Origin of the sequence: Rahnella sp. GSA61A (assembly GCF_019969905.1) — a bacterium.
Taxonomy (GTDB): domain Bacteria; phylum Pseudomonadota; class Gammaproteobacteria; order Enterobacterales; family Enterobacteriaceae; genus Rahnella; species Rahnella aceris.
Window position 1 is genome coordinate 23,712 of record NZ_JAHXYO010000029.1, and the last position, 26,348, is coordinate 50,059.

At 54.1% G+C, this 26,348-nt stretch carries 17 protein-coding genes; 11 read left to right on the top strand and 6 right to left on the bottom strand.

The genetic code is table 11. From position 1 onward, the window contains the following. Positions 1–107: 107 nt before the first annotated feature. Entirely contained in the window at positions 108–8,657 is an 8,550-nt protein-coding gene (locus LC431_RS24135) for a GH36-type glycosyl hydrolase domain-containing protein (RefSeq protein ID WP_223510396.1), read from the bottom strand. 343 nt (positions 8,658–9,000) lie between these two features. Between LC431_RS24135 and LC431_RS24140 the strand changes: the two genes are divergently transcribed. After that, positions 9,001–9,639: a nitroreductase family protein gene (locus tag LC431_RS24140; protein ID WP_013575605.1), complete on the top strand. Its 639-nt coding sequence runs from the start codon at positions 9,001–9,003 to the stop codon at positions 9,637–9,639. Positions 9,640–9,942: 303 nt separating this feature from the next. Beyond that, complete coding sequence (locus tag LC431_RS24145; protein WP_037034080.1) at positions 9,943–11,493, top strand: bifunctional diguanylate cyclase/phosphodiesterase; 1,551 nt, start codon at positions 9,943–9,945, stop codon at positions 11,491–11,493. On the opposite strand, the gene LC431_RS24150 is transcribed toward LC431_RS24145, so the two are convergent. Continuing rightward, positions 11,439–12,440 carry a bifunctional helix-turn-helix transcriptional regulator/GNAT family N-acetyltransferase gene (locus LC431_RS24150; protein WP_223510397.1) on the bottom strand — a complete coding sequence of 334 codons (1,002 nt, stop codon included), beginning with the start codon at positions 12,438–12,440 and terminating at the stop codon, positions 11,439–11,441. The genes LC431_RS24145 and LC431_RS24150 overlap by 55 nt on opposite strands. Before the next feature lie 139 nt (positions 12,441–12,579). On the opposite strand from LC431_RS24150, the gene LC431_RS24155 reads away from it, so the two are divergent. The 7 genes from LC431_RS24155 (at position 12,580) to LC431_RS24185 (ending at position 17,795) form a co-directional block, all read left to right on the top strand. Continuing rightward, positions 12,580–13,431, top strand: coding sequence for a MurR/RpiR family transcriptional regulator (locus LC431_RS24155; RefSeq protein ID WP_013575608.1), 852 nt, complete (start codon positions 12,580–12,582; stop codon positions 13,429–13,431). 250 nt (positions 13,432–13,681) lie between these two features. After that, entirely contained in the window at positions 13,682–14,518 is an 837-nt protein-coding gene (locus LC431_RS24160) for a transporter substrate-binding domain-containing protein (RefSeq protein WP_013575609.1), read from the top strand. Between the two features lie 3 nt (positions 14,519–14,521). Beyond that, entirely contained in the window at positions 14,522–15,151 is a 630-nt protein-coding gene (locus tag LC431_RS24165) for a DUF1989 domain-containing protein (protein WP_223510398.1), read from the top strand. Continuing rightward, entirely contained in the window at positions 15,135–15,782 is a 648-nt protein-coding gene (locus LC431_RS24170; RefSeq protein ID WP_112152448.1) for an urea carboxylase-associated family protein, read from the top strand. The genes LC431_RS24165 and LC431_RS24170 overlap by 17 nt, the downstream gene beginning before the upstream one ends. Before the next feature lie 3 nt (positions 15,783–15,785). After that, positions 15,786–16,439 (top strand): amino acid ABC transporter permease, encoded by a 654-nt coding sequence (locus LC431_RS24175; protein ID WP_013575612.1) that lies wholly within the window; start codon positions 15,786–15,788, stop codon positions 16,437–16,439. Then, complete coding sequence (locus LC431_RS24180) at positions 16,439–17,104, top strand: amino acid ABC transporter permease (RefSeq protein WP_121019317.1); 666 nt, start codon at positions 16,439–16,441, stop codon at positions 17,102–17,104. The genes LC431_RS24175 and LC431_RS24180 overlap by 1 nt, the downstream gene beginning before the upstream one ends. A 13-nt stretch (positions 17,105–17,117) precedes the next feature. Further along, a complete protein-coding gene (locus LC431_RS24185) occupies positions 17,118–17,795 on the top strand; it encodes a DUF1989 domain-containing protein (RefSeq protein ID WP_013575614.1) in 678 nt (225 codons plus the stop codon). Between the two features lie 133 nt (positions 17,796–17,928). On the opposite strand, the gene LC431_RS24190 is transcribed toward LC431_RS24185, so the two are convergent. Then, on the bottom strand, positions 17,929–18,573 hold the full coding sequence (locus LC431_RS24190; protein ID WP_217244079.1) for an NADPH-dependent F420 reductase: 645 nt from the start codon (positions 18,571–18,573) through the stop codon (positions 17,929–17,931). Between the two features lie 105 nt (positions 18,574–18,678). Here LC431_RS24190 and LC431_RS24195 point away from each other — a divergent pair, with 105 nt between their 5' ends. After that, on the top strand, positions 18,679–19,566 hold the full coding sequence (locus LC431_RS24195) for a LysR family transcriptional regulator (RefSeq protein WP_153375494.1): 888 nt from the start codon (positions 18,679–18,681) through the stop codon (positions 19,564–19,566). Between the two features lie 25 nt (positions 19,567–19,591). On the opposite strand, the gene LC431_RS24200 is transcribed toward LC431_RS24195, so the two are convergent. After that, positions 19,592–20,008, bottom strand: coding sequence for a hypothetical protein (locus tag LC431_RS24200; RefSeq protein WP_013575617.1), 417 nt, complete (start codon positions 20,006–20,008; stop codon positions 19,592–19,594). Between the two features lie 580 nt (positions 20,009–20,588). Then, complete coding sequence (locus tag LC431_RS24205; RefSeq protein WP_131637725.1) at positions 20,589–23,366, bottom strand: flavocytochrome c; 2,778 nt, start codon at positions 23,364–23,366, stop codon at positions 20,589–20,591. A 577-nt stretch (positions 23,367–23,943) separates the two neighbouring features. On the opposite strand from LC431_RS24205, the gene LC431_RS24210 reads away from it, so the two are divergent. Further along, the gene (locus tag LC431_RS24210; RefSeq protein ID WP_013575620.1) at positions 23,944–25,455 is read left to right on the top strand and encodes an anion permease; all 1,512 of its coding nucleotides are present in this window, start codon (positions 23,944–23,946) and stop codon (positions 25,453–25,455) included. 65 nt (positions 25,456–25,520) lie between these two features. Here the strand turns inward: LC431_RS24210 and LC431_RS24215 are convergent, their stop codons facing one another. Further along, the gene (locus LC431_RS24215) at positions 25,521–26,186 is read right to left on the bottom strand and encodes a GntR family transcriptional regulator (RefSeq protein WP_112152444.1); all 666 of its coding nucleotides are present in this window, start codon (positions 26,184–26,186) and stop codon (positions 25,521–25,523) included. Between the last annotated feature and the right edge of the window lie 162 nt (positions 26,187–26,348).

Genomic DNA, 26,348 nt, shown 5'->3' on the forward strand with positions numbered 1-26,348 from the left:
CTCCCGACTTCCGGTTTCAGATGCGGCTGCAATCCGCTACGAACCATACGTTTAGATGATGAGGAATCACAATGATATCCAGAAAACTAATGCTTCACATTACCTGTTTACGCATTTTCTGCCCGGCTCCCCAGTTCGACCACCACCTGATGCTCGTTACCGTCATCCGTCAGCGGGATCAGATCACCGTCCAGGGCATGGCCATCCAGCGTGACACAGTAGTCGCCTGTGTTGTGCCGCACCGTTATCAGGTAACGGCTGCTGCCTTGCTGATACGTCACCGTGATTTCCGGCCACAGCGCAGGCAATTTGCTGTGGATGGCGATAGCATCGCCATGGCGTGTAATGCCCAGCAATGATTCGGTGATCAACCGGTATGTCCAGCCCGCAGAACCAGTATACCAGCTCCAGCCCGCGCGACCGCTGTGCGGATCTACCGAATAAATATCGGCGGAAATCACATACGGTTCCCCTTTATAGCGGCTGACCGCCTCCGGCGTGAGGCTGTGATTGATCGGGTTAATCATCGACATCAGTTCCCAGGCTCGTTCGGTGTTGCCCTGTCGGGCAAACGCCATCACCGCCCAGATAGCTCCGTGGGTATACTGCCCGCCGTTTTCACGCACACCCGGCAGATATCCGCGGATATACCCCGGATTCGGGCCGTTGCCGTCAAATGGTGGCGTCAGTAATCTGATCAACCCCGCATCGTTATCGACCAGACGCTGATCGACTGACCGCATGGCGCTGGCGGTGCGTTCAGGTGTACCGGCTCCGGAAAGCACCGACCAACTTTGCGCGATAGCATCTATCTGGCATTCGTCGTTCATATGCGAACCCAGCGTTTCACCGCTGTCGAAATAACCGCGCAGATACCACTCACCGTCCCACGCATGGTTGTTGAGGTTTTGCTTCAGCAGCGCCGACTGCTCGCGGCACAGGGTGGCGATAGCGATGTCCTGGCGCTCTTCTGCCAGTGCGCCATAACGTTGCAGAACGTCGTAGAGGAAAAAGCCCAGCCAGACACTTTCCCCGCGCCCGCCCAGCCCCACCAGATTCATGCCGTCATTCCAGTCTCCCGCGCCCATCAGCGGCAGTCCGTGCTCACCCATTTTCAGACCATGCTTCAGCGCACGCACACCGTGCTGCCAGAGACTTTCCTGCGTTGCGCTGACCTGCGGTTGCTCGTAGAACGACTCCTCACCTGCCTCCAGCAAACGTGCCTCGAGATAAGGCACGGATTCTTCGGCAATGCCATGATCGCCGGTGACCGTGATGTAATGGCTGATGGCCAGCGGCAGCCAGAGATAGTCGTCAGAACAGCGGGTACGCACGCCGTTGCCGGTTGGCGGATGCCACCAGTGCTGGACATCGCCTTCAATGAACTGCCTCGACGCACATAAGAGGATCTGTTCGCGCATCCGTTCCGGCGCCGCGTGGCTTAGCGCCAGCGTATCCTGCAACTGGTCACGGAAACCGAACGCCCCGCCGGACTGATAATAGCCGCTGCGCGCCAGGATCCGGCTGGCTAAGGTCTGGTAAATCAGCCAGCCGTTGGCGAGCAAATCAACCGATTTATCCGGCGTGGTGATCTGAATTTTATCCAGCACCTGATGCCAGTGATGATGAATGCGATCCAGCTCAGCCTGCGCCGCGCCTTCCTCAAGATACTGATGAATGAGCGCTTCGGCATCTGCGGCATTCTGCCCCAGACCCAGCGCGAAAATAAAGGTGCGCTGGTCGCCGTCGATAAGCGTTGTGGCCGACTGCACCGCGCCACAAGGATCCAGCGCCGCACCGGTTTTATCGGAAAGACGCTGATTTTTCATGGCTGCGGGCATGGCCGCAGAACCGGTGCGACCAAAGAACTCGCGACGGTCACCGCTGACCGAGCAATGTGCGCCGGTGACCGCAAAGAAAGCGGTGCGTTCAGAGCCGTTGCTGGTGTAATGATTGGTCGCCAGTACGCCGCAACCTTTTACCACGTGCGCTGCCGAGGTCACGATATGCATCGCGGACTTGGCACGTAAATCCGCCATCACCCATTCGGCATAACCGGTCACCGACAATCTGCGCGGCCTGCCGGAGAGGTTAGTCAGGGTCATGATAATCAGTTTGACCGGCGCATGTTCGGCAACTAATACCGTCATTTCACTGGAAATGCCCCGCTCGGTATGTTCGAAGCAACTGTAACCGAAACCATGGCGGGTGACGTAACCGCCGATGCCGCGAACCGGTAACGGTGCAGGCGACCAGACGCTGCCGCTGTCCTCATCGCGCAGATAAAAGGCTTCGCCGGAACTGTCGCTGACCGGGTCATTTTCCCACGGCGTTAAGCGGTATTCGTGGGCATTTTCATACCAGGTATACGCCTGCGCGCTTTCTGAAATCACCGTACCAAAGCTGGCATTTGCCAGCACGTTCGACCACGGGGCAGGCGTGGTCTGACCTTCGTTAAGCACAATCTGATATTCACGACCATCCGGCGAGAACCCGCCCAGCCCGTTGAAACAGGCCAGTTCACGTGGCGGCGACATCACCGGCTGACTGTCATTGACCGTACGCACCGGCACCAACGCAGGCAGGGAAACGAGCGGTGTTTGTGTCCGCTGATTCAGCTGATCGTCCAGACTGCCACGGCGGTCGTCGATCACCACATGCGCCACGCTCATCAGCAGCATGCGGTCATCCGGTGTCATCTGCTCGCCGTTACGCACGAAAATTCCGCCCGGAATATCGGTCTGGCTGGACCCCGCGCCGGATGCCACCAGGCTGAGGATCTGGTTTTGCAGCGCCTGCTGATAACCGCCGGAATCATTACACAACAGCACCAGATCGACTTTTAATCCTTTCAGACGCCAGTAATGGTGCGCACGGATCAGCAACGTCACCAGCCCGATATTTTCGTTGCTGGTCATGGTCAGCAGTACAATCGGCAGATCGCCGGAAAGCGACTGTCCCCACAGACCGGATTGCCCGCGACGGTTGGCGGCGACCGACTGTGCATCGCCGCGCATTTCCTGACTGGCAAAAATCAGCGCCCCCGCCAGACGGTTAAACAGCCCGGCATCATCTTCCGAGGCATTAAGCTGGCGCAGCACTACCTGACTGTGCGACCAGGCGATTTCAAATACCCGGTCAGCAATATGATGGTCGCGATATTTTTCCAGCAACATCAGGCTTTGCAGGCGCGTGTCGCTGATGCCGTAAACCATGTCGATAATCACCGGCACACCGGGTCTGAGCCGGATGCGCTGACGAATCGCCATCACCGGATCCAGCACCGCACCGGCACTGTTACCGAGTGTTCCGCCCTTCTGCATTGCCTGCGGACTGGCGGCGGTGTTGCCACGCCCGATAAAGGCCGCGCGATCGGTTTCAAATGACGTTTCCCGTTCCACCGCACCGTGGATAGCCATCATGTGGAACATCCACGGACAGGCTTCATCCGGTTCGCGTGGTCGCCGGTGACACAGAATCCCCTCCTGCGCAGGCACCAGTTCGGTTTGTACAAACAAATTACTGAACGCAGGATGGGCCGCGTCGTTGGCGGCGGGTGCCAGCACCACTTCGGCATACGTGGTGATATCCAGCGTACGCGAATGGCGGCCATTATGTGTGACCGTCATACGGCGGATTTCGACGTCATCTTCCGGTGATACCACGATATGCGTCTGCAGGGTCAGCAGGCCGCGGGTACGGGTAAACTCTGCGCCAAAATCGGTCAGCACCGCGTGGTAGGTTCCCTTCTGTTTACCGAGCGGTTGCCAGGTATTACTGGTCACTGCACCCGATTCAGGATCGCTGACGTAGCAGAAGATGCCGCGGTTATCGCGGGTGGCATCTTCGCGCCAGCGGGTCAGGGTCAGGTCTTTCCAGCGACTGACACTGCCGCCCGCCTGCGTGACCATCAGATGGTAATGGGTATTGGAAAGCAGCTGAATTTCCGGCGACGGGCTGTCGACGTCGGTGAATTCACGCAATTCCACGTTCACTTTTTGCAGCATATTGTCGTGCGATTCGAAGTGACGACGCGGGCTGTAAAGCTCGACGGCATCCGGCACGCGTTCCTGTAACAGTAAACGGGCGGACTGGAACGCCGCGTTGGCCGCAAAGCGTGCGGTCATCGGCGCGCCGAGCAACACGTTAGCCAGCGCCAGGAATCCCATGCCCTGGTGGTGCGCCATGTAGGAACGCACCACGATGTAAATCTGCCCGCGCACCAGACGTGACGGGCTGTAATCCAGTGCATCATAGAAACCGTATTCACCGCGGGCGCCGCAATTCTCCAGTTCCAGCAGATTCACACAGGCTTCCTGCGGGCGGATCATCAGCGCCATCATCGTTGCGTAAGGCGCGACGACCATATCTTCACCCAGGCCGCGTTTAAGACCGAGGCCCGGCACACCGAAGGCGTGATACTGGTAGTTCTGGTTGAGATCAAAGGCCGCATACGCTGATTCAGAAATCCCCCAGGGCACGTTATTTTCTTTACCCCAGGCAATTTGCCGGTCAACGGCGGTCTGACACATCTGCACCAGCAGCGTATCGGGATACGCTGGCATCACCAGTTGTGGCATCAGATATTCAAACATTGAGCCGCTCCACGACATCAGCGACGGCTGTTTGTCGATCACGGTGAACAGACGCCCGAGGGCGAACCAGCTTTTTTGCGGCAACTGATTGGTGGCGATGGTGACGTAATTCGTCAGACGGATTTCCGAAGGCAGCAGATCGTACTTTCCGCTGTCCATTTTATGGGCGTCACAATTGTAACCGACGGTCAGCAGGTGGGTATTTTTGTCATACAGGAAGCGGAAATCCATGTGCGCATGCTCGTTCAGGCGCTGTTCGAGTTCACCGATGATGTCCAGCCGCTGACGCGCCAGCCCGATAGTGCGGGATAACAGCGGTGACATCCGGGCATCCTGTTGCGCCAGCCAGTGCAGCGTTGGCAGAGGTTGGTTTTGAGCCTCCGCCGGCAGCGCACCATAAAAATCTGACCACTCTTTAATGCCGGTCGCGAGCTGTGTTGCCAGCCGTTGTTGCCAGCCCTGCGCCGACGCAGCGATCAGGCCGTGCATATCCTGCAGGTAGGTAATACTTTCAGCGGCTTTGGCTGCGGTGGCCTGTTTCAGGCTTTCCCGCAGTTTAGTCATCAGCGGTTCATCGGTCTGGCTTTCCGCCATGTTCAGCGTATCGGCCAGCCCGGCCAGCCACGCGGTCATATTCAGCGCGGGCTGCGTGCGCCATAACCGTAATCCACTGCTGAGCGTCAGCAGATGCCCGGCCAGATTGCCGCTGTCAACGCTGGAAATGTAGCGCGGATTGAGCGGTGCCAGCGTGCGCGTGTCGTACCAGTTATAAAGATGACCCCGAAAATGCTCGAGTTTATCCAGCGTATCGAGTGTCTGGCTGGTACGTTCCAGCACCTCACCCTGCGTAATGTAGCCGAAATCCCACGCGGTGATATTCGCCAGCAACGACAGACTAATGTTGGTTGGCGAGGTACGGTGCGCAATCACCGGCTGCGGAATTTCCTGGAAATTGTCGGGCGGCAGCCAGTTTTCCTCAGCGTTGACGAACGTTTCGAAAAAGTACCAGGTTTCACGTGCGGTCTGACGGAGGAAACGCTGTTGCTGCGCATCAATGCCCGGTTTCTGCCTGACGGCAGGCCGGCTCATCCAGCACATCACCAGCGGCGCGACAAGCCACAGCAGACCCAGCGGCAAGGCAAACCACAGTAACGGCGGATGCGCACCGGCGGCCAGTATAATCACGGCCACACCTGCCAGCAGATTCGCCCACATCCGGCGATAGAAATAGACCTGCGAGTGCGCACGGGATTTCTCGCCGATATTCACACTCGCCCATTCATGCAACATCCTGTGGCTGACATTCAGCCGCCACAAGGTCAGCAAAATGGCGTGTATTGAATACACGGCTTCGTGCGGCAGAGTCATTAACTGGAGCAAAATCCGCGAACAACGGCTGAGGGTAGCGGATGCCACACTTTTCAGATGGGCAATGACCTTGCGGCGTGAGCCTTTGTTGAAGAGATCCAGCACCAGCGCGACCACCACCGGGAAAAGCAGCATACTGGCGATAAAGCCCAGCCAGTAAAGCTTGTTCGGCACCAGCAACAGCGTGCAAAAAATGAGGGTCAGCAGCGCGGGAGCGATAAGGCTGCGGCGCAGGTTATCGAACAATTTCCAGCGGGAAAGCGTGGTCAGCGGGTTGCGGGTCCGCGTGCCATCTTCCTGCGTGACACGAAAACCCAGCCAGTTCAGCAATTGCCAGTCGCCACGGATCCAGCGGGTTTTACGCGCCACATCCGCCAGATAATGATCCGGATACTGCTCGTATAACACCACATCGCTGAGCATGCCCGAACGCGCATAACACCCTTCCAGCAGGTCGTGACTGAGCACTAAATTTTCCGGGCAGGTATTTTCTGTTGCCCGGATGAACATATCAACGTCGTAAATCCCTTTGCCGACAAATGAGCCTTCGCCGAATAAGTCCTGATAGATATCGGAGGACATCGACGAATACGGATCATTGCCCGGCACGCTGCTGCATAATGCGGCGTAACGCCCCTGCCCGTTTTCGGGGATTTCTTCGGCCAGGCGGGGCTGAAGAATGGCGTAACCCGAAATCACCCGCTGGCGTTCAGTGTCATAAACCGGATGATTGAGCGGATGGGCCATGGCGGCGACCAGCTGATGTGCAGTCGCACGCGGCAGCACCGTGTCGCTGTCGAGGGTGATCACGTATTTCACCTGGCGCAGTTGCGCCTGTGTGCGGCCTTCCACCCGGGAGAACGGCTCACCTTCGCCGCGCAACCAGCGGTTCAGCGCATTCAGCTTGCCGCGTTTGCGCTCATATCCCATCCACACGCTCTGCGCCGCATTCATTTCACTGTCGCGATGCAACAACGTAAATAACGGCCCTTGTGCGTCGGTATAGCGTCGGTTGAGGGTCTGGATCTGCTGCGTGGCGTAGCTCAGCAACGCATCGTTGTCCTCGTTGTGCTGTTCAGGGTTGTCGTGAAAATCGGTGAGCAGCGCAAAATTCAGGTGTGACAGAACATTGCCGAGATAACAGACTTCGAGGCTGCTGATCAGTGCATCAATATTTTTCCGGCTACCCAGCAGACAGGGGATCACTACCAGGGTACTGGCGTGTTCCGGGATGCCGCCGACGAATTCCAGTCGGGGCAGCGGTTGCGGTGTGCGGCTACGGGTGGTGATTTCACTGAGCAGATTCAGCGCAAACTGGCTGGCGACCAGCACTACCGGCCCCAGTAACAGCCACCATGCCCAGTGCATGCCGGGATGCACGGTGTGATATAGCACCTCGGCGGTGATGGCGGTGGTCAGCAGCAGCAGGCTGCCGAGCCACGAAAGCAGCGGTGTCTGGCTGAGGCGGCTGCGGATGCGGGTTTGCAGCGAAAACCTCACCTGCAAATCTTTCTCCAGCGTCTTGCGCCCGGCATCAATCAGATAGTAACCGACATGTTGTTGCTGAAAGGAATCCGTTGCCTGTTGTGCCAGCGCCACCGCGCGGCTGGCGACAAACGCCTCATCGTGCAGGGAATGGCGCGACAACTGTTCAATCTGATGGCGGTAGTTATCGCGGGTATCAAAGTGCATGGAGGCATAAATACCGGCCGGATCCTCACGCAGGACTTTCTCTACCACGCTGAGGTTTTCGGCGAATTCTGCCCAGTCCATTTCGGTCAACTGCCGCAAACCCATAATGCTGTTGCTGACAGAAAGCTGGCTGGCAGCAAGCTGCTGATTAAATTTATCGATCACTTCACGCTGGGTCAGCCCGACTTCACTCAGCCGCTGCTCTACCCAGGTCAGCGGCAGCGCCAGCATCGAACCGTGCCCCTGCAACCGGCGCACCAGTTCGGCCACGAAAGCGCTGCTACGCGGCGGATTGGTGCGCGCCATATCAGCAATCACGATGATCTGACTCGCGGGATCGTTTTCCGCGCTGTCCTGCAATTTATTGACCCAGAAATCGGCCAGATTACGTTCCTGCTGCGCATTCGCCACTTCTATACTGACCCGGCGTAAATTCTCGATCAGCGCCAGACGCAGCATACCCGGAAACGCCCATAACTCCCCGAGCGTCAGCGGGCGCACACTCTGATAAGTCGAGAGAAAACGGGTCAGGGTTTTGATGTCCCACAGGCCGTCGCTGTGGCTGACAACCTCGGTCGCAATGTCATAAATGCGCGGGCAGGAATGCGGTAAACCCAGTGAAGGCAACCCCTTGCCAAAGTTTTTCGGTAACAGCTGGCGCACCAGACGGATTTGTTCTTCGATCAGATAGAAGTTATCGAGTAACCATTCACCGGCCGGGGTAATGCCCGCTTTTTCTCCACTGCTGAGGATCAGGCAACTGCGCGTTAAAACCTTTTCGTTATCGTCGAGGCGCTTTAGCAGGTAGTAAGGAAGTTTTTTGCCGGAGAGTTTGTGGGAGAGTGCGAGTTTGCCGCCGAACCGTTCCATCTGATCTGCGGAGAAAAGCTCGGCGCTGATCGGTACGGGGTGCGCCAGTGCGCTGGCGCGATGACGCCGGGTATGGCTAATAACAGGGGGTGCTCTTTTAATTTTGAACCAGTTAATCACAGCATTTTTCATGTCAGCATACCTTAGGCGGACCCGATAAGGCAGTTGCCTGAGCTGCGATGAGAGTTCACTTGATAAGAAAATGGGTAAGGGACAGGGAGGCCGAAAAGATGAGTCACCCTCAGCGGGCAATTAGATTCATAGTAGCCTGTTTACAGGGATAGCGTTGAGTTTATTTTTTCGCCAGCGGCTGACAACTGTGTGCTAACCCTGCAAATTTTCACTGACGGCGGTCTTTATCAAGGCTCAAAAGTATAAACTCCCGGATTCGGTTCATGCGATTATCGGGCGGCTATTTGGGAATAATTGTCACAGGCAATCCCCCGCTTCCAAATTTATCCTTCAGGAAAAAAAGATGACGACCTTAAACGAAAAACTGGCATGGCGATACGCAACCAAGAAGTTTGATGCGGCCAAAACGGTTCCGGCTGAAAAGATTGAAAATATTATTGAGGCCGTGCGTCTGGCACCGACCTCAAGCGGTCTGCAACCCTTCGAACTGCTGGTAGTCACTAATCCGGATATCCGCGCAAAAATCCGCACCGTTGCCTGGGATCAGGCGCAGGTCACCGACTGTTCCCACCTGCTGGTGTTCGCGGCATGGGATGACATCACGCCAGAACGCGTGAACATGATGTTCGACCTGACCAACGAGGTTCGCGGTTTTAAAAACGAAGGCTGGGAAAACTACCGCCAGAAACTGCTGAGCATTGTCGCTGAACGCGGTACCGAAGCGAATTATCAGGCCGCTGCACGTCAGGCCTATATCGGTCTGGGCGCCGCGCTGATCGCCGCCGCGTTTGAAGAAGTGGATGCGACGCCAATGGAAGGGTTTGATCCTGCTGCCGTGGATGAAATCCTGGGCCTGAAAGACAAAAACCTGCGCAGCGTGGTGATCCTGCCGCTGGGCTACCGCGCCCACGAGGGCGACTGGCTGGTGAACCTGAAGAAAGTTCGCCGCAGCCGTGAAAACTTCGTCACCGAAATCAAGTAATATCAGGCCACCGGCCCTGTCCGGCCGGTGGCCTTCATACCCTAAACACAGACGTACCTTACTGATGACATCCTGATTTTATTATCATAAATCCCCCTGACTTCACGCTTATAAGGTCATTTACGGACGATAAAAGCTTTCCGCTGTGCCGTTGCCCAGAGTGATCACCCCCGCAAAAATCATAATAAGTAGCCCCATTATTTAAAAAAAACCTTATCCGGGCTAAATAGCCCCATCAGAGTGCCGATAACACATGCAGATAAATGATTTTACTGACTCTGTTAACTTATTTTGAGGTTGCATATGTTAAAGAAGCTTCGCAATAAGGCAAAAGTCGAGCTTTATGTATGGATAGGGATACTCATAGCAACCTATTTATTTTCCCTTTATTTTAATATGAATGAAGTTTTCTATTATTTTTTTAAGGCATATGAAGTCTATAATTTAGATGAAGTTTTCATCGCCCTGAATATAACGGGTTTTCTTGGGCTGATTTTTTCCTTTGTAAAAATAAAAGCAATGGAAAAGGAAATAGCAAGGAGAATGGAAGCTGAAAAGAATTTTCATTGGGTTGAATGTCATGATCCGGTAACAGGGCTGCCGAATACAATCATACTCAACTCCACCATCGCACAATATAACCACGAAAACAAAAGTAGTTTTGGTGTGTTCACCATTGAAATAAACAGACTGAAGGATATTAATGATATTTTCGGTCATGACTATCATGATGAGATATTTAAGATCGTAGCAGAAAGACTGCTGAATATTTTCCCTGGCTGTGTTTATAAATTAGCCGCCGATGATTTTCTTGTCCTGAGACCCAATATTGACAAAACCGACCTGACCTCACTGTCCGGGCGCGTTATGCGTAGCCTGTGTTCACCGGTTAATCTGGATGGATTTACCTTTAATATTTCTGCCAATATTGGTATTTCACGATCCCCGGAAGATTCGTGCGATCTTAAGAAAGTGATTCAACAATCCGATTGTGCAATGCATGTTGCTAAAAAAGCTGGCAGAGAGCAGATCAGGGCATTCTCTGCGAGCATGGAAGAATCTTTATTATCCATGGCACAACTGGAACGTGATTTTAAATCAGCCTTGAAAAACAAAGTTTTTGTGAGTCATTATCAGCCCTTAGTGGATCTAAAATCAGAAAAAATCATAGGCTTTGAAGCCCTTGCCCGATGGGAAATCTCGGCGGGAAAGTTCATCCCGCCGTCGAAGTTCATTGCGCTTGCTGAAGACACCGGAGCAATAACAGAACTGACAGAATATCTCTTGCGGGAGGCATGTCTTGAAGCGCTAAAATGGCCATCCGACAAACGGTTGTCCTTTAATCTTTCACCTTTACTTTTATGTGACAAAAATCTTAAATCAAGAATCATAGGTATTCTTGATGATGTGGGTTTCCCGCCAGAACAACTGGAAATTGAAGTCACGGAAAGCGCGCTGTTTAGCAACAGACATCTGGCCAGATATACACTTAAAAGACTCCGTGACGCAGGCGTTAAAATTGCTCTTGATGATTTTGGCACCGGATACTCAAGCCTTTCTCAGCTCTGTGACTTTCCCTTTGACACATTAAAAATTGATAAAAGTTTTATTGATACATTCCAGACTAATGAGAAACAAAATAAGATTGTTTGCTCTATTCTCTCCCTTGCCAACGCCCTCAACGTAAAAGTGGTTGCTGAAGGCATTGAATATAAAAGTCAGCTGATTATTTTACAGGAACTCGGCTGTGATATTGGTCAGGGCTATTTCCTCGGAAAACCGGTTCCTGCAGCAAATATTCATAAATCAATAAAATCGCCTTTAACTGAAGCTGAAAAGGTCACAGCGGAATGAAGCGGTGACCGGCGGGTGAACTGTTGTTCGGTCATCGTCATGCCCCACTGGTCGCCCTGCCATTCTTTCAGCAGTTCGAAACCAAAGGATTCATACAGACGTCGCGCAGCATGAAGGCCGCTGAAGGTCCAGAGCTGAACAGCGTCGAATCCGCGCCCGTCGCAAAACGCTATCGCTTCACTGAGCAGTTTTCTGCCCATGCCCGTTCCCCGGCAGCGGTCATCAAGAATAAACCAGCGCAGATGGGCTTCGTTATTTCCCAGATCCTGACCGTCGATAGCCACTGAACCGACCACCCGCCCGTTGCTGACCGCCAGCCAGACCTGGTTGCAGGGTTCATGCAAACGCCCGCAGAACGCTGCCAGTCCGCTGGCAACCTTTCCCTCGAAGAAATGCCCGAAATTGTAATTACTGGCGTAATACGTGCCGTGCATTTCCGCAATCCGGCCAATCATGCCCGGCTGATATCCCGTGACGATTTCAATGTTGTGTTGGGGCGCGACCGGGTCCCCGTCGCGACAACGTTCAAGGGCGCGGGCATACGCCGTCAGGCCTTTTGCGACGGCCTGTTGCTGCGCAGCATCCAGATTTTCCAGCGCCTTGATCACGCGCATCGCACCGTACTCATTGATCCGCCCGACCGTCTGCATGCCCTTTTCCGTCAGTATCAGTTGTTTCACTCTGGCATCATTTTCCGACGGCACTTCCTGCAGTTCACCCGCTGCCAGCAAACGGGCAAGCATGCGGCTGACGCTGGATTTTTCCAGCCCGAGGATCTGCACCAGTTGCGCGGCGGTCATGGCGCCCTGATTTTCAATTTCCACCAGGCTGTGTACGGCAGAAGGTGAATATTCTGTGGCCGCCAGCGTGGCATTCATAAAACCCAGCTCGCGTACCATAAGGCGCGAGGAGGAACGGATTTCTTCGATTAAGGCGTGGTCTGGCATGCGTTTACCCGGGATTTTGACTGATAGTTGTATAATACAACCATCATCCCCAGTGCACTGTCAATACCGCGATAAAGATTGTGCATGACAATCCGGCACGTTCTGTGCAGGATGAGTTTTTTCTTTCCGGGGATCATTCATGAGCGCAAAAACGGCATCGCTGGAAAGCCGTATCCGGCAGCAATGGGATCAGCTTTCGTTGCACGAACAACGTTTAGCCGACGTCCTGTTAGCCGCGCCGGGCCAGCTGGCGATGAATACCGCGACTGAACTGGCGCAGAGCGCGGGCGTATCCAAAGCGACCGCCACGCGATTCTTTCGCCATATCGGTTATGAAAGTTACGATGCTGCCCGCCGTCAGGCGCGTGAAATGCAAAACAGCGGCTCGCCTCTGTATCTTCAGGCCGCACCCAGCGCTTCGCCCCTGGGCACGCTGATACAAAATCATCTGGAAAAAGAGGTCTCCAGCCTGGTGAACACGTTCCGTTTACTGGAAGATGACCAGCTTGAAGCCTGCGTGGAGGCCATTGCCAACGCGAAACGTGTGGTGGTGATGGGCTGGCGTCACAGTCAGACCATCGCCATGCTGATTTACCGCGACCTGATCCACGTTCACCCCGACGTACGCCTGCTGCCGCGCGCCGGTGATTCGCTGGCAGAACATCTGGCAGCGCTTGGCCCGCAGGATGTGGTGATCTGCGTCGGGCTGCGCCGTCGTATGCCTGCACTGGAAACCGCCATGAGTGCCCTGGCTGACATGCAGGTGCCGATGCTGTATATCTCCGATGTGCTGGCGGGTAAACCGGCGAAATATGCCAACTGGGTCTTGCGCTGTCATACCGACGTTAATCTGATTTTCGACAGCACCGTGGCGCTTTCCGGCGTCTGTAACCTGCTCTGTTCACTGGTCGCCCGTCGCATGGGTAAAACCGGCAGCTACCATCTCGCCACCATCGAAACCCTGCACCAGAGCCTCGAAGAACTGGAGTAATGCGCCGCACTGGCGCAACGGCTGAACACTTATCCCCAAATCAGTGCAGCGGCGGATCTTTCCGCCGCTTTTTCATTCCTCCCGATGAAACCCAAGAAATATAAATATTAAAACAAGAAACATTTGTTTCTCATTGATTATGGAAGAAAAAAATGTTTCCCGTCATATTCAGGCTGCGAGTGATTAAAAAAGTGGCATGGAAACTGCTCTGTGGTCAGTGACATTTCACCAACACCAGGGAATCACCATAATGAAAAAAATAGCATTGCTGATCGCCGCTTTAATCACTGCTGGCGCGGCTGGCACCGCACAAGCTGATACGCTGTCAGACATCAAAAGCAGCGGTAAAATAACCGTCGGCATCGACCCGACCTTCCCACCTTATGAATTCACCAACGATAAAGGCGAGATCACCGGCTACAGCGTGGCGATCATGCAATCTTTCGCCAAAGACCTCGGCGTGAAACTGGAGTTTCAGAAAACCGCGTTCAGCGGCATTCTGCCCGGCCTGATCTCCGGCTCATTCAATGCCGAAGGTTCTTCTCTTAACGTCACCGCCGAACGCGCCAAAAAAGTGCTGTTCACGGTGCCTTACAGCAAAACCGTCAATGGTGTGCTGGTGCGCGAGGCCGATGTGAAAAAATTCAGCGGCAAAACGTTGTCGCCGGAACAGTTGTCTGGTCTGAGCGGAGCCGTGAAAAGCGCCAGCGTGCCGGAACAGTTGCTCAAGGGCTTTAACGAAACGCTGACCAAAGAAGGCAAGAAGCCGATCACCATCATCAGCGTGGATACGCTGGATCAGACCGTCAGCACGCTGATGACTAAACGCGCCGATTTCGTGTTTGACGACATTTCGGTGCTCGCACCGATCGTTAAAAAATACCCGAACAAAGTGGCTCAGGTTGGCGAAGCTGGCCCGTCACAGTGGATGGCGTGGGCAACACGTAAAGACGACACACGCCTGAACAAAGCCATCAGCGATCATATTTTGGCGATGCAGAAAGACGGCGAACTCACCACGCTGCAAAAACAGTATCTCGGCACCACCTTTACCGTGCCCGCCAGCGATTTCATTCCTCAGGAGTAAGTTATGTGCCAATCCCTGCTGACGGTGCCCGCCGGTCACGGCAAAACCTTTACCGTGAACAAAGGGCAATTTATTACCGTCATTGATGCCGAAGGTCAGCAGGCCGCCGATTTTGTGGCCGTGAATGCCGCTGATCTGAATGAAAAACTGTCGCCGGTGCATACGCGTCAGCATCTGCGCTCACTGTTCTTCAAACCCGGAGATGCGCTGTGGTCGAGTGAAAACCGCCCGATGTTGCGCATCATCGCCGACACCATTGGTATTCATGACGCCAATGTTCCGGCCTGCGACCGCACGCGTTTCAGTATCGATTTCGGTGTTGAAGGCCATCGCAACTGCGTCGATAACCTGCTTGAGGGCATGAAGGTACACGGCGTGACCTATTTCAGCCTGCCGGAACCGTTCAACCTGTTCCAGAACGGGCCGGTCACCGCCGATGGCCGCATGGAAGTCACTGACCCGAACAGTAAAGCCGGTGACTGTATTGTCTTTGAAGCGCTGTGTGACCTGATTTGCGCGGTGTCGTCCTGCCCGCAGGACATCATTCCCGGCAACGGTTTGCAGGTCACGCCGGTTGATATTCAGGTCAGCAATCATTACCACGGGGAGATTCAGCATGCTGTTAATGCGTGAGGCCTGGGCCGAAAGTGAAGTCCGTCCGCTGGCCGGGCCGGTGGATATCAAAGCCGGTGAGACGGGCTCCATTCGCGTGCTGCGCGGGCAACTGTTGCGCATCACGGCAGCGGGCGAAGGTGCGGTGGCCGCACTGTTTGGCTTCAGCCTGAGCGACCCTGCTGTCTGGCTGTCGGTTCATCACACCCGCGTATTCAGCAACAGCTATCTGCTGGGTTCTGGGATGCGTCTGGTGAATAACCGCCGTCGTCCGGTAATGGTGCTGGGCAAGGACAGCGTAAAACGCCACGACCTGCTGCTGCCGGGTTCGACCACCGCATGGCTGGCTGAGCGTGGTTATCAGGGGGATGGCTGCATTGAGTCGGTAAAAAGTGAACTGGCACGGCTGGGCATGAATGTGCCGAAACTGCCGGATCCCATCAATCTGTTCATGCACGTCCGGCTGACGCGAGAAGGTGATATTTTGCCGGAAACCAACCGCACGCAGCCGGGCGACAGCATTACCTGTCGCGTGGTGGCCGATACCGTCTTTGTGGTTTCTGCCTGCTGCACCGGTATTGAAGGCAACGATAAACCCGCGCCGCTGAAGCTTTCGGTCGCGGAAAATCTGTCAGCATTTGACGAGGAATAACGCATGTTGGGGCTGGATGACCAGGTGATTGCAGCACTTCCCGAATTAGGCCATGGCCTGCTGATGACGCTGACACTTACCTTACTGGCAGCGCTGCTGAGCCTGGTGTGCGGGCAAATCATCTGCTTTATCCAGCTACGCAATGCCTGGCTGTGGCGCGTCACCGGGCGGTTGTATGTCAGCCTGATGCGTGGCACACCGGCTATCGTGCAGCTCTTTGTGGTGTTCTTCACCCTGCCGCGTCTCGGCCTCGGCGGTCAGCCAATGCTGGCGGCGGTGCTGGCGATTGGCCTGAACAGCGGGGCGTACGTCGCGGAAATCTTGCGGGTTAATCAGAGTCTGGTGACCCGCGGACAACGTGAAGCGGCGCGCACGCTGGGGCTGAACCGCTGGCTGACGTGGTGGTATGTGATCAACCCGCAGGTGATCCGCGCCAGCCTGCCGATGCTGGTGAACGAGTTTACGATTTTGCTGAAAACTACGCCGCTGGCGTCCGTGGTGGCGCTGACCGAACTGACCTATGCCGGACAAATCGTTATCGCCCGCACTTACGACGCCACTCAGGTGCTGTTGCTGGTGTCAGCCGGGTATCTGCTGATCGCCCTGCCGCTGATCAGCGCGGTACGGCATCTGGAAGCCAAGCGGAGGATGGCGTAATGGACTGGCAGGCAATTCTTACCGCATTACCGTCGCTCGGCGCAGGCATGATTGCCACGTTAAAACTTTGTGCCATTGCGGCGATCTGCTCGCTGTTATGGGGCACGCTGATGGCCGTCGCGCTGATGCGTGCCCCGCCATTCTGGCAACGGTTGCTGCATCTTTACACCAGCCTGACGCTGGCGCTTCCACTGCTGATCGTTATTTATCTGCTCTATTTCGTCCTGCCGGAATACGACATCACCTTTACCTCGCCACAGGTCGGCGTGCTGGCACTGACGTTGTATTACGCGCCGTATATCGCGCAGGTCGTACGCTCGGCGATTGAGATGTTACCGCGCGGCCAGTGGGAAGCCTGTCGTGTTTTAGGGCTGAGCCGCACGGAACAACTTCGCGACGTGGTGTTGCCACAAACGCTGCCGCAGATGTTATCGCCACTGGTCGGGCTGATGATCGGCCTGATTAAAGACTCCGCCCTGCTGTCGATTGTATCGGTGCAGGAGTTTATGTACGCCGCCAGACAGGCGATTTCTGAGACTTACGCGCCGCTGGAGATTTATCTCACGGTCGCGCTGTGTTACTGGGTGCTGAACAGTCTGATTGACTGGCTGGCGCGCCATATTGAATTTCGCATGACGCGCTACCGTCGCAGCATGCAACATTAATCAGGAGAAAAAAATGTCGGCTGAATTTGAGCATCGTGACATCCAGTTGATTGCCGCCCGCCACGGTAAAGCCGTGCGTCTGGCGAAAGGTGAAGCCGTGCAGGTGGTGAATTTGTACGGCACCCAGGTGGTGGATTGCTGGGCGTATAACGCCGAAGACGTCAGTGAATATATGTGTATGGAAGCCACCCGTGTCTGGAACCAGCGGCTGAATCCGCAGGTCGGCGACAGCTTTATCACCAGCCAGCGCCACCCGATTCTGACGCTGGTCGCCGACACCTCACCCGGCGTGCACGACACCTTTATGGCCGCGTGCGATGCGCGTCGTTACGAGTTACTCGGCTGCACCGAACCGCACCGCAACTGCCACGACAACCTGTTTGAAGGCATGGCGGAACTGGGCGTAACACTGCCGCACGGCAATCTGGCCTCGTTCAACATCTTCATGAACATTCAGGTTCAGCCGGATGGCCGTACCCTGAAAACCTTGCCGGTGGTGACGCGCCCTGGCGACTACATTATCCTGCGCGCCGAAATGGACTGCTACGTCGCCTTCTCCGCCTGCCCGCAAGACATCGTCAGCATTCAGGGCCAGGGCGACAACACTCCGCGCGATGCCGAATTGCGCATTCTGACCGCAGGCTTCCCGCAGGTGAAATTGCAGGGCGCGTGGGTGCCAGAGGGGGTTTAAAGGCAGAAGAAAAGCCAAGCTCGCTGATGGCTTGATCAACGCTTCCCCCGGTGAAGGGGGAAGTTGGGTGGGGGTTTTAAACGTTATCTAAGCCTAAGCACATTTAAAATTTTTGAGGGGTAAAACCGCCCTTTTATCTTCTCGCAGGTTCCGGCCTTACTGCGCCTTCCAGCACTTCCCGTAATTCACTTTCGGTCATCCGCACACAATAAGACGGCATGCCGCGCTGGAAGCGCCAGCCTTCGGAAAGAGCGCCTGCATCGACGGCGTCAAAACCAAAGGCGTCATACAGCGCGATCACCGCCTTTTTCGTTTCCGCATCATCACCGGCTACGGGCAGAGCGCGACGTTGCGGGTCGCCAGCGGGTAAACCGTCGTTTTCGAGATCGGTCATCTGAATCGCATTGAATGCTTTGGTGATTTCTGAATGCGGCAGGAAGCCCGCGAGATATTCGCTGGTAGTCGTTGTCTGATCGTCCAGTTCTGCCACCTGACCGTCACGTTCAGGGTAATAATTTACGGCATCAATGACCGGTTTTCCGGCAATCTCCGCCACGGGCAGTTGTCCGATAGCCGTCAGCGGCACGGCAATCACCACGATATCGCCAAAAGCAGCCGCTTGCGTCGCGGTACCGATTTCGCAACCGATCATCGGCTTCAGGCTGAACAACGACTGAGGACCGCGAGAATTACTCAGCATCACCTGATGTCCGGCTTTGATCGCCAGTTTTGCCACCGCCCTGCCTACGAACCCTGCACCCAAAATGCCTATTTTCATGATTCTTACCTTTCATTTTGTTGTCGATAGGGTAAGAATAATTCCACACTGAACATTGATAAATCGCCACCACAGACATAAACAAACAACAAATAAGAGGGAATCATGGATCGCTTAACCAGCATGAATGTGTTCGTCAGAACCGCTGATCTGGGTTCTTTCGCGGCAGCAGCAGAAGCATTGCGTATTTCCCCGCAGATGGTGGCCAAACATATCGCCCGGCTGGAATCGCGGCTGGGGACGGCACTGATCAACCGCACGACGCGGCGTCAGCACCTGACAGACATCGGGCGCAGTTATTATGAGCGCTGTAAAATCGTGCTTTCAGAGGCCGAGGCAGCGGATGCTATCGCCCTCGAAATGAAAGTCACACCTTCCGGCACGTTACGGGTGAATGCGCCGGTCACCTTCGGCACATCGTCACTGGCGCCATTCATTACGCATTATCTGGCGCAGTATCCGGAGACGCAGATTGAACTGACGCTCAGCGACCGCATGGTCGATCCGGTCGAGGAAGGCTATGAGGTGATCCTGCGCATTGGCGAACTGAGTGACAGCCAGATGATTGCTTATCCGCTGCGGCCATACCGGCTGATTGCCTGTGCCTCGCCGGGCTATCTTGCACAAAATGGCGCACCGGAAACCCCGGCGGAACTGGCGACGCATTCCTGTCTGGTTTACGGAATCTGGTCGCCACAGGCCCCCTGCCGCTGGCAATTTTACCAGGACGGGAAAATGCAGGAAATCCATCCGCAGGGCCGTCTGCGCTCGAATGACTGGCGCGCACTGCTGCATGCTGCCGTCAGCGGATATGGCGTGACGCTGGGGCCGGAAGATGTGCTGCGCGAGGAGATCAACGCCGGACGACTGGTGCAGGTATTGCCTGATTACGACGGACCTTCAAGACCCATGCATATCCTCACACCCGCCGGTCTGCGACAGACCGTGAAGATCCGCAGTTTTATTCAGGCGGTGCGGGAGGCTTTCGGCTGAAACGACAAAATTGCTGATCTCGTTGTCAGCAATTTTTCATGCAAGTATTTATCAACAGACTCACTTTATCCTCATAAGGAATAATAAAGTATCGCTCACCAATGTTATAACGTGCTTCAACATCAATACCACTTTCAACTAAATAGGTTTTCAGTACTTTCACTGCCTGTGGAACATCTTTTACCTGAGTCCAGGTGACCTTTTCCTCTAAGAAGGTATTTTCATCACCACCTTGCACATAATAAATAGCATCACTGGAAATTTCAGGCGCATTTTTAATAACATCAGGCGTAAGATAATAATAGTCAACCCAGTTTGATTTGCGATATTCCCTTCCATCAGAAATATAACCCAACAAATACAAGCTTAATACTATATGGCACATGAACATCATAACTAATATTGCTATAAAACATCCGGACCACTTAACTATTTTTTGCATATAACCCTCTGTATGCACTTTAATTGACTCACCAGATCGGCATGGGGCTATCACCGCCAATGTAAAAATAGTCTGGGGACCTCGGATGATGAGGGAAAATAGGGTAATGTGAAGGCATTTTGAGTTCTGTATTTTTTTGGAACCCCTTTCTGAGGGACAAGTACACGTTTCCATTGAGTTTGTTTTTATCATCAAACATATTTTTCACTGGTCTGTTTAGATAACGATTAGATAAATACAAGCTCGATAAATCATTTAAAGGCTTGATATAATCTAACCATGAAAATTGGTAATGTCGCTGCGTTTACTCATATATCTCCATGCTATCACAGTATATTATGACAGACTGATTGAGGGACTCCAGGTATAATAACCCTGCCAGAAAGAGTCCCTGATTAATATTTTATAATTGCAGAAGTTATAGCGCAAAACCTTGAGGTAAACAAATACAAGATTTCTATTAAATATTTTTATCAATTTATGCAGATTATGATGTTAAACTTTTCAGCTTATCGTAACCCATAAAAAAACCCACGCTCACACGTGGGTTTTTCATTTTAAAGCATTAACCTTCTGTCGTTTACCGCTTCGCCAGCGCCGCCGCATTCTTACCGGCGAGAATGCCGAAGATAATGATATCGGCGACAGCGTTACCGCCGATGCGGTTTGCGCCATGGATGCCGCCGACCACTTCGCCTGCGGCCCAGGCACCGGTGATCACCTGTTTTTGCACATCAAGCACGGCGGTATCCGGGCTGATGGTCACACCGCCCATGGTGTGATGCACGCCCGGCGCGATGCGGATAGCAAAGAACGGCCCCTGATTGAGCGGATGGCGCAGCGCAGTGGTACGGCCAAAGTCTTCGTCCTTTTTCTCCACCACAAACAGATTGTAGCGCTGCAGGGTTTCCGACAACGTGTGAGGATCCATATTGAGTTTTACTGCCAGTTTCTCCGGCGTTGGCGCGCTTATCACAAAGCCTTTGGCGATATACTCGTCAGCCGCTCTGTTATTCGACCGCACCTGTTCATCGAAGATCACCCACGCACTTTTCTCCGGTAAGGCGATGATTTCAGCCGAGACTTTATCGCGGGTTTCCATCTCGTTATAGAAACGCTTTCCGGCCTGGCTGATCAGGATCGCGCCGCCGCCGCGAATGGCTTCGGAAATCAGATAAGACGTGGTCTGTTCCACCGTCGGGTGGATCTGGATTTCACCCATATCCACCGTGTCCGCGCCCAGTTTCTGTAGCAAGGCAATCCCGCTGCCGGTCGCACCCGCATGGTTGGTGGTCACAAAACCATCCAGTTCCGGGCGATATTTCACCACCATCTCGCGGTTAGCACTGAAACCGCCGGTGGCGACAATCACGCTTTTCGCATTCAGAATGCGGCTGTCATTATATTCATCCACCACTTTCACGCCGGTCACCACGCCGTTTTCGGACAGGATTTCGGCGACGGAGGTTTCAAGCAGCACTTCGATATCGCGCTTGTTGATATTTTTCACCAGGCCGCTGATCAGGAAACCACCAACGGCGGAACGATCCGCCGGACGGTGTGTACGGTCGATACTCATCCCGCCGGTGATGGTGATGTCATTCAGTTCAATCTCTTTCGCCGCCAGCCATTCGACGGCTTCCGGTGCCAGTTCCACAAACTCTCTCAGCAGCACCGGGTTGTTTTTGAACTTGCCGCCTTTCAGCGTTTCTTCATAGAACAGGTCTTTGCTGTCTTCGATGCCTTTCAGTTTCTGGAAACGGGTTTCTGCGGCGTTCATCCCGACGGAGGCTTTGATGGTATTGCCGCCGATAGTGGGCATCTTCTCGATAATGACCACATGCGCGCCTTCGTCGTGCGCCTGAATCGCTGCAGCCAGCCCTGCGCCGCCGCTGCCGATCACCACGACATCGTAGTTTTGCGGTGCCTGCGGGTTGCCGCCTTCTTCGATGACGTGTTCTTTGCTGGAAGTTGCCAGCGCGCGGGAAACGGCTTTTTTCAGCGCCTCACTCTGGGTGGTCGCACCGGTAATGGCATCGACGTGCGGGCTGTTGGCGACCAGCATGCGCGTACGCAGGCTTTCGAAGGTGGTCGTGAAATCGACGTCCAGCGAGTCATCTTTCACCAGCGCGATATCGGTAATACGGTCAGTGTCGAGCGTGACGCTGATTTTCAGTTTCAGCGCTTCGGCTTCGACTTTCTCCTGATACACCCCGGCTTTGTATTTACGGCCGGTGACGCTGGTGTCGCGGATCATGGCGTCAACCAGAGAGAAGCGCCACAGCGGTTCAGGGATGTTCAGTTCTTCGCGTTTATGGCTGTCGATAAACAGCTCAAGATGATCGTTATTGACGATGCGGTCAGCCCAGTCCGGATAAGCAATACAGGCTTTACCCACCGCGATCAGATCAAAACCGTATTCCAGCCCTTTTTCGGCATCAGCTTTATTGATCACGCCGCCGACGCCAATCACCGGCACTTTAGCCAGTGTTTCAGAGCGCATGGCACGGAATTTAGTGATCAGCGGCGTCGGGTCCTGCGTATCGACGATAGAGGGACGCAACAGTTGTCCGACCGAGAAATGCACATAGTCCAGCCCGCGCGCAGCGAGTTTTTCCAGCAGATACATCGTGTCGTCAAAACGGATGCCCGGCACTTCCAGCTCTTCCGGCGAAAAACGGTAGCCGATAATGAAGGAGGCGTCGGCAAAGCGCTCTGCCATTTTGTGGGTGATGTCGAGCACTTCCAGCGGGAAACGGGCGCGTTTGTCGCGGTCTCCGCCCCATTTGTCGGTGCGCTGGTTGGAATTCGGCGAGTAAAATTGCTGGATCAGATAGGTGTTTGCGCCGTGGATTTCCACACCATCGAAACCGGCTTTAATGGCGCGGTTAACGGCATCACCAAATTTGGTGATCATGGTTTCCACTTCTTCGCCGGTCAGTTCTTTTGGCCGGGTCGCGCCTTCACGGGGTGCAGCGATGGCGCTTGGGGCGACAGGCGTACGGCCGCCGATCAGCTCCGGTTCCACCATTCTGCCACCGTGGTAAATCTGTAAAATCGCTTTCGAGCCTTTGGATTTAATGGCATCGGCAATTTTCTTCAGACCGGCAATTTTATTGTCGCTGTCGATAGCGATAGCACCCGGAAACGCCGGGCCCATGCGGTCAATGAAGCAACATTCGACGATGATTGTGCCGATGCTGCCAGCACGGTCACGGTAATATTCCACCAGTTCACTGGTGACGGTACCGTCATAAAAGCCGGTGCAGGTAGTCATCGGGGCCATCAGCAGACGGTTTTTCAGTACCGCACCGTTTGGCAGCGTGAGCGGATTCAGTACCGGTGTCAGCTTATTCATTATGATCAACTCCGAAATCTGTAAGTCTTGAATTTTTCCATGACCGCATTACTTACCGTAAAAAACTACGTTTAATTAAGCAATCCGAAGCAGGCGAATATAGAAATCTGTTAGCTAATTTATTTGCATCAGGCGATGAAATTGGCGTTATAAACGTGCTGAAAACAGGAGTTGTTTATTTATCCGACACAGAAACCCATGCCACCTTCAATTGTTAATGATGAGTTGACAAAAATCAACATTAGAATAACATAAAAAATCTCACCTTCAAAATCATAGAGTTGACTGCTACAACTGGCGTTTACGCAAATTTACTCTACATTCACTTAAACGGATTATTTCGATAAATAAATAACCACACTTATTGTAATGATACCGTATTGATATAAGTGAATGTATTGCGTCATTCAGGCTAAGAATAAAAGTAACATCTTAATTTCGTCACAGTGGACCCACTGTCATTGCGTACCGCTTAACGCATTTAAGTTCGAAAGAAATTAATGGTTTTCCGAATCAGAACACCATCTTTGATAACCGTGGCGTAACGCTCACACTCAATTACGGGCAGACAAAATTTATGAAACCCACATCGACATTGAATGTTCCCGGCAAGGCCGATCCGGCCTCCGGGGGACTAAAAAAACGTCTGATTATGTTGTTCCTGCCGGTGCTGGTGGCGGTGCTTTTACTGCTGACGCCGGTCCCCGCCGGGCTTGAACCCTATGCGTGGCATTTCTTCGCCATCTTTGTCGGCGTGATTGTCGGCCTGATTTTCGAGCCCTTGCCCGGCGCCGTGATCGGCCTGACGGGCGTGGTGGTGATCGCCCTCTTCAGTCAGTGGCTGTTATTCAGCCCGGCCGAAATCGCCAACCCGAAATTTAAAATGCCCACCGAGGCGTTCAAATGGGCGGTGAGCGGCTTCGGCAACTCGACGGTCTGGCTTATTTTTGGCGCGTTTATGTTTGCCGCAGGATATGACAAAACGCAGTTTGGTCGCCGTCTGGCCCTGATCCTGGTGAAATATCTCGGCCGTCGCAGCCTGACATTAGGTTACGCCATTACCTTTGCGGATCTGTTGCTGGCACCTTTCACGCCGTCCAATACCGCACGCAGCGGCGGAACCATTTACCCGATCATCGCCAACCTGCCGCCGTTATACGGCTCCAAACCCAATGATCCGAGTGCGCGCAAAATCGGTTCTTATCTGATGTGGGTGGCGATTACCGCCGCGTGTATCACCAGTTCGATGTTCCTGTCGGCGCTGGCCCCGAACCTGCTGGCACTGGCGCTGGTGAAAAGTATCACCGGCTTTACGATTTCCTGGGGTATGTGGTTCCTGGCGTTCCTGCCGCTGGGGGTGCTGCTGATCCTGACCATGCCTTTGCTGGCCTACTGGTTCTATCCGCCGGAAGTGAAGATTAATGACGAGGTGCCGCGCTGGGCGAAAAGCGAACTCGACAAACTGGGTAAGCTGTCGCGTAACGAAATCCTGCTGCTGATCTTTGTGTGTTCTGCGCTGCTGATGTGGATTTTTGCCGCTGCGTGGATTGAACCCGCGCTGGCTGCGTTGCTGGTCGTGGTGCTGATGCTGTGGACCGGCGTGCTGAACTGGAACGATATCACCAGTAATAAACCGGCCTGGAACACCTTCGCGTGGTTTGCGACGCTGGTCGCGCTGGCGGATGGTCTGGCCCGCGTTGGTTTTATTGCCTGGCTGGGTAAAGAAGGCGGTCAGTTACTCGACGGATTCGACCCGCAGGTCGCCGCTGTTATGCTGCTGATTGCGTTCTTCCTGCTGCACTACCTGTTCGCCAGTACCACGGCGCATACCACCGCGCTGTTACCGGCGATGCTGACCATTGCGGCGGCTATTCCGGGCATCAATATGCCGGTTTACTGCCTGATGATGGTGACCTCGCTGGGCGTGATGGGGATCATCACCCCGTACGGCACCGGCCCTAGCCCGATTTATTACGGCAGCGGCTATCTGCCAACCAAAGATTACTGGCGCCTCGGTACCATCTTCGGCGCGATTTTCCTCGGCGGCATGATGCTGATTGCCTATCCGTGGATGGTGCTGATGTTCTGATGAACGCCCCTGCCAGACTGCGTGTTGCAGTCTGGCAATGCCTCCTGACTCCCGGCAACCGCCCGTCACTCCTGTAGAAAATAATGCTTACCGAGAATGGCTGCGCCGTCATCAATCGATTTGTGGATAAGCTTCACGCAGCGTTTAACATCGCCCGCTTCCAGCGCCACCAGCAGTTGATCGTAATTATGCTGGCCCTGCGCCATATGCGGTGACTGCGGATAAAGATAGTTAAAACACGGACCAATCTGCACCCACAACTGCTCAATCAGCGCGGTCAGCGTGGGCATCGCGGCCATTTCATACAGAGTGAAACGAAACTCCCGGTTAGCCTCTAAAGCATCCTCAACGTTATTTTCCACTTTCGCCGCCATAAATCGGGTATTCAGCGTTTTCAGTAAAGCGAGGTGTTGCGCAGTGATCTGCCCGCAGGCTTGCGATACCGCCAGCCCTTCAAGATTTTTGCGGATAAGGGTGATTTCCTGATACCGCGCCAGCGCAATTTTAGGCACCAGAAAAGCCTGTGCCGGCGTCGCATCAAGCGCGCCCGCCGACACCAGACGCAGCAACGCTTCGCGCACCGGCGTCACGCTGGTGCCCAGTTTTTCAGCAATTTCTTTGGTCACCAGCCGCGCGCCCGGTTTGAGTACGCCGACAATTAATGCCCCTTTCAGTTTGGCCTCCACCTGCATAGTGAGGCTGACACGCTGCGCTTTTTCCATCTCAAACATCTGACGTTTTCCTTTAGCAAAATAATGGCTTTTCTTTTGCGGTTTAATCTGTAGCTTGCCAAAAATACATTATATAGGATATATCATGTATTAAGGAATTGAATACTGATTGACCGTTTTTGTGACGCACAACCTTCACGTTAATTCCGTCAACTCTTCTGG

Coding starts and splice junctions, on each gene's coding strand:
- LC431_RS24135 (WP_223510396.1), bottom strand. CDS start 8,657: ATGAAAAATGCTGTGATTAACTGGTTCAAAATTAAAAGAGCACCCCCT.
- LC431_RS24140 (WP_013575605.1), top strand. CDS start 9,001: ATGACGACCTTAAACGAAAAACTGGCATGGCGATACGCAACCAAGAAG.
- LC431_RS24145 (WP_037034080.1), top strand. CDS start 9,943: ATGTTAAAGAAGCTTCGCAATAAGGCAAAAGTCGAGCTTTATGTATGG.
- LC431_RS24150 (WP_223510397.1), bottom strand. CDS start 12,440: ATGCCAGACCACGCCTTAATCGAAGAAATCCGTTCCTCCTCGCGCCTT.
- LC431_RS24155 (WP_013575608.1), top strand. CDS start 12,580: ATGAGCGCAAAAACGGCATCGCTGGAAAGCCGTATCCGGCAGCAATGG.
- LC431_RS24160 (WP_013575609.1), top strand. CDS start 13,682: ATGAAAAAAATAGCATTGCTGATCGCCGCTTTAATCACTGCTGGCGCG.
- LC431_RS24165 (WP_223510398.1), top strand. CDS start 14,522: ATGTGCCAATCCCTGCTGACGGTGCCCGCCGGTCACGGCAAAACCTTT.
- LC431_RS24170 (WP_112152448.1), top strand. CDS start 15,135: ATGCTGTTAATGCGTGAGGCCTGGGCCGAAAGTGAAGTCCGTCCGCTG.
- LC431_RS24175 (WP_013575612.1), top strand. CDS start 15,786: ATGTTGGGGCTGGATGACCAGGTGATTGCAGCACTTCCCGAATTAGGC.
- LC431_RS24180 (WP_121019317.1), top strand. CDS start 16,439: ATGGACTGGCAGGCAATTCTTACCGCATTACCGTCGCTCGGCGCAGGC.
- LC431_RS24185 (WP_013575614.1), top strand. CDS start 17,118: ATGTCGGCTGAATTTGAGCATCGTGACATCCAGTTGATTGCCGCCCGC.
- LC431_RS24190 (WP_217244079.1), bottom strand. CDS start 18,573: ATGAAAATAGGCATTTTGGGTGCAGGGTTCGTAGGCAGGGCGGTGGCA.
- LC431_RS24195 (WP_153375494.1), top strand. CDS start 18,679: ATGGATCGCTTAACCAGCATGAATGTGTTCGTCAGAACCGCTGATCTG.
- LC431_RS24200 (WP_013575617.1), bottom strand. CDS start 20,008: ATGCAAAAAATAGTTAAGTGGTCCGGATGTTTTATAGCAATATTAGTT.
- LC431_RS24205 (WP_131637725.1), bottom strand. CDS start 23,366: ATGAATAAGCTGACACCGGTACTGAATCCGCTCACGCTGCCAAACGGT.
- LC431_RS24210 (WP_013575620.1), top strand. CDS start 23,944: ATGAAACCCACATCGACATTGAATGTTCCCGGCAAGGCCGATCCGGCC.
- LC431_RS24215 (WP_112152444.1), bottom strand. CDS start 26,186: ATGTTTGAGATGGAAAAAGCGCAGCGTGTCAGCCTCACTATGCAGGTG.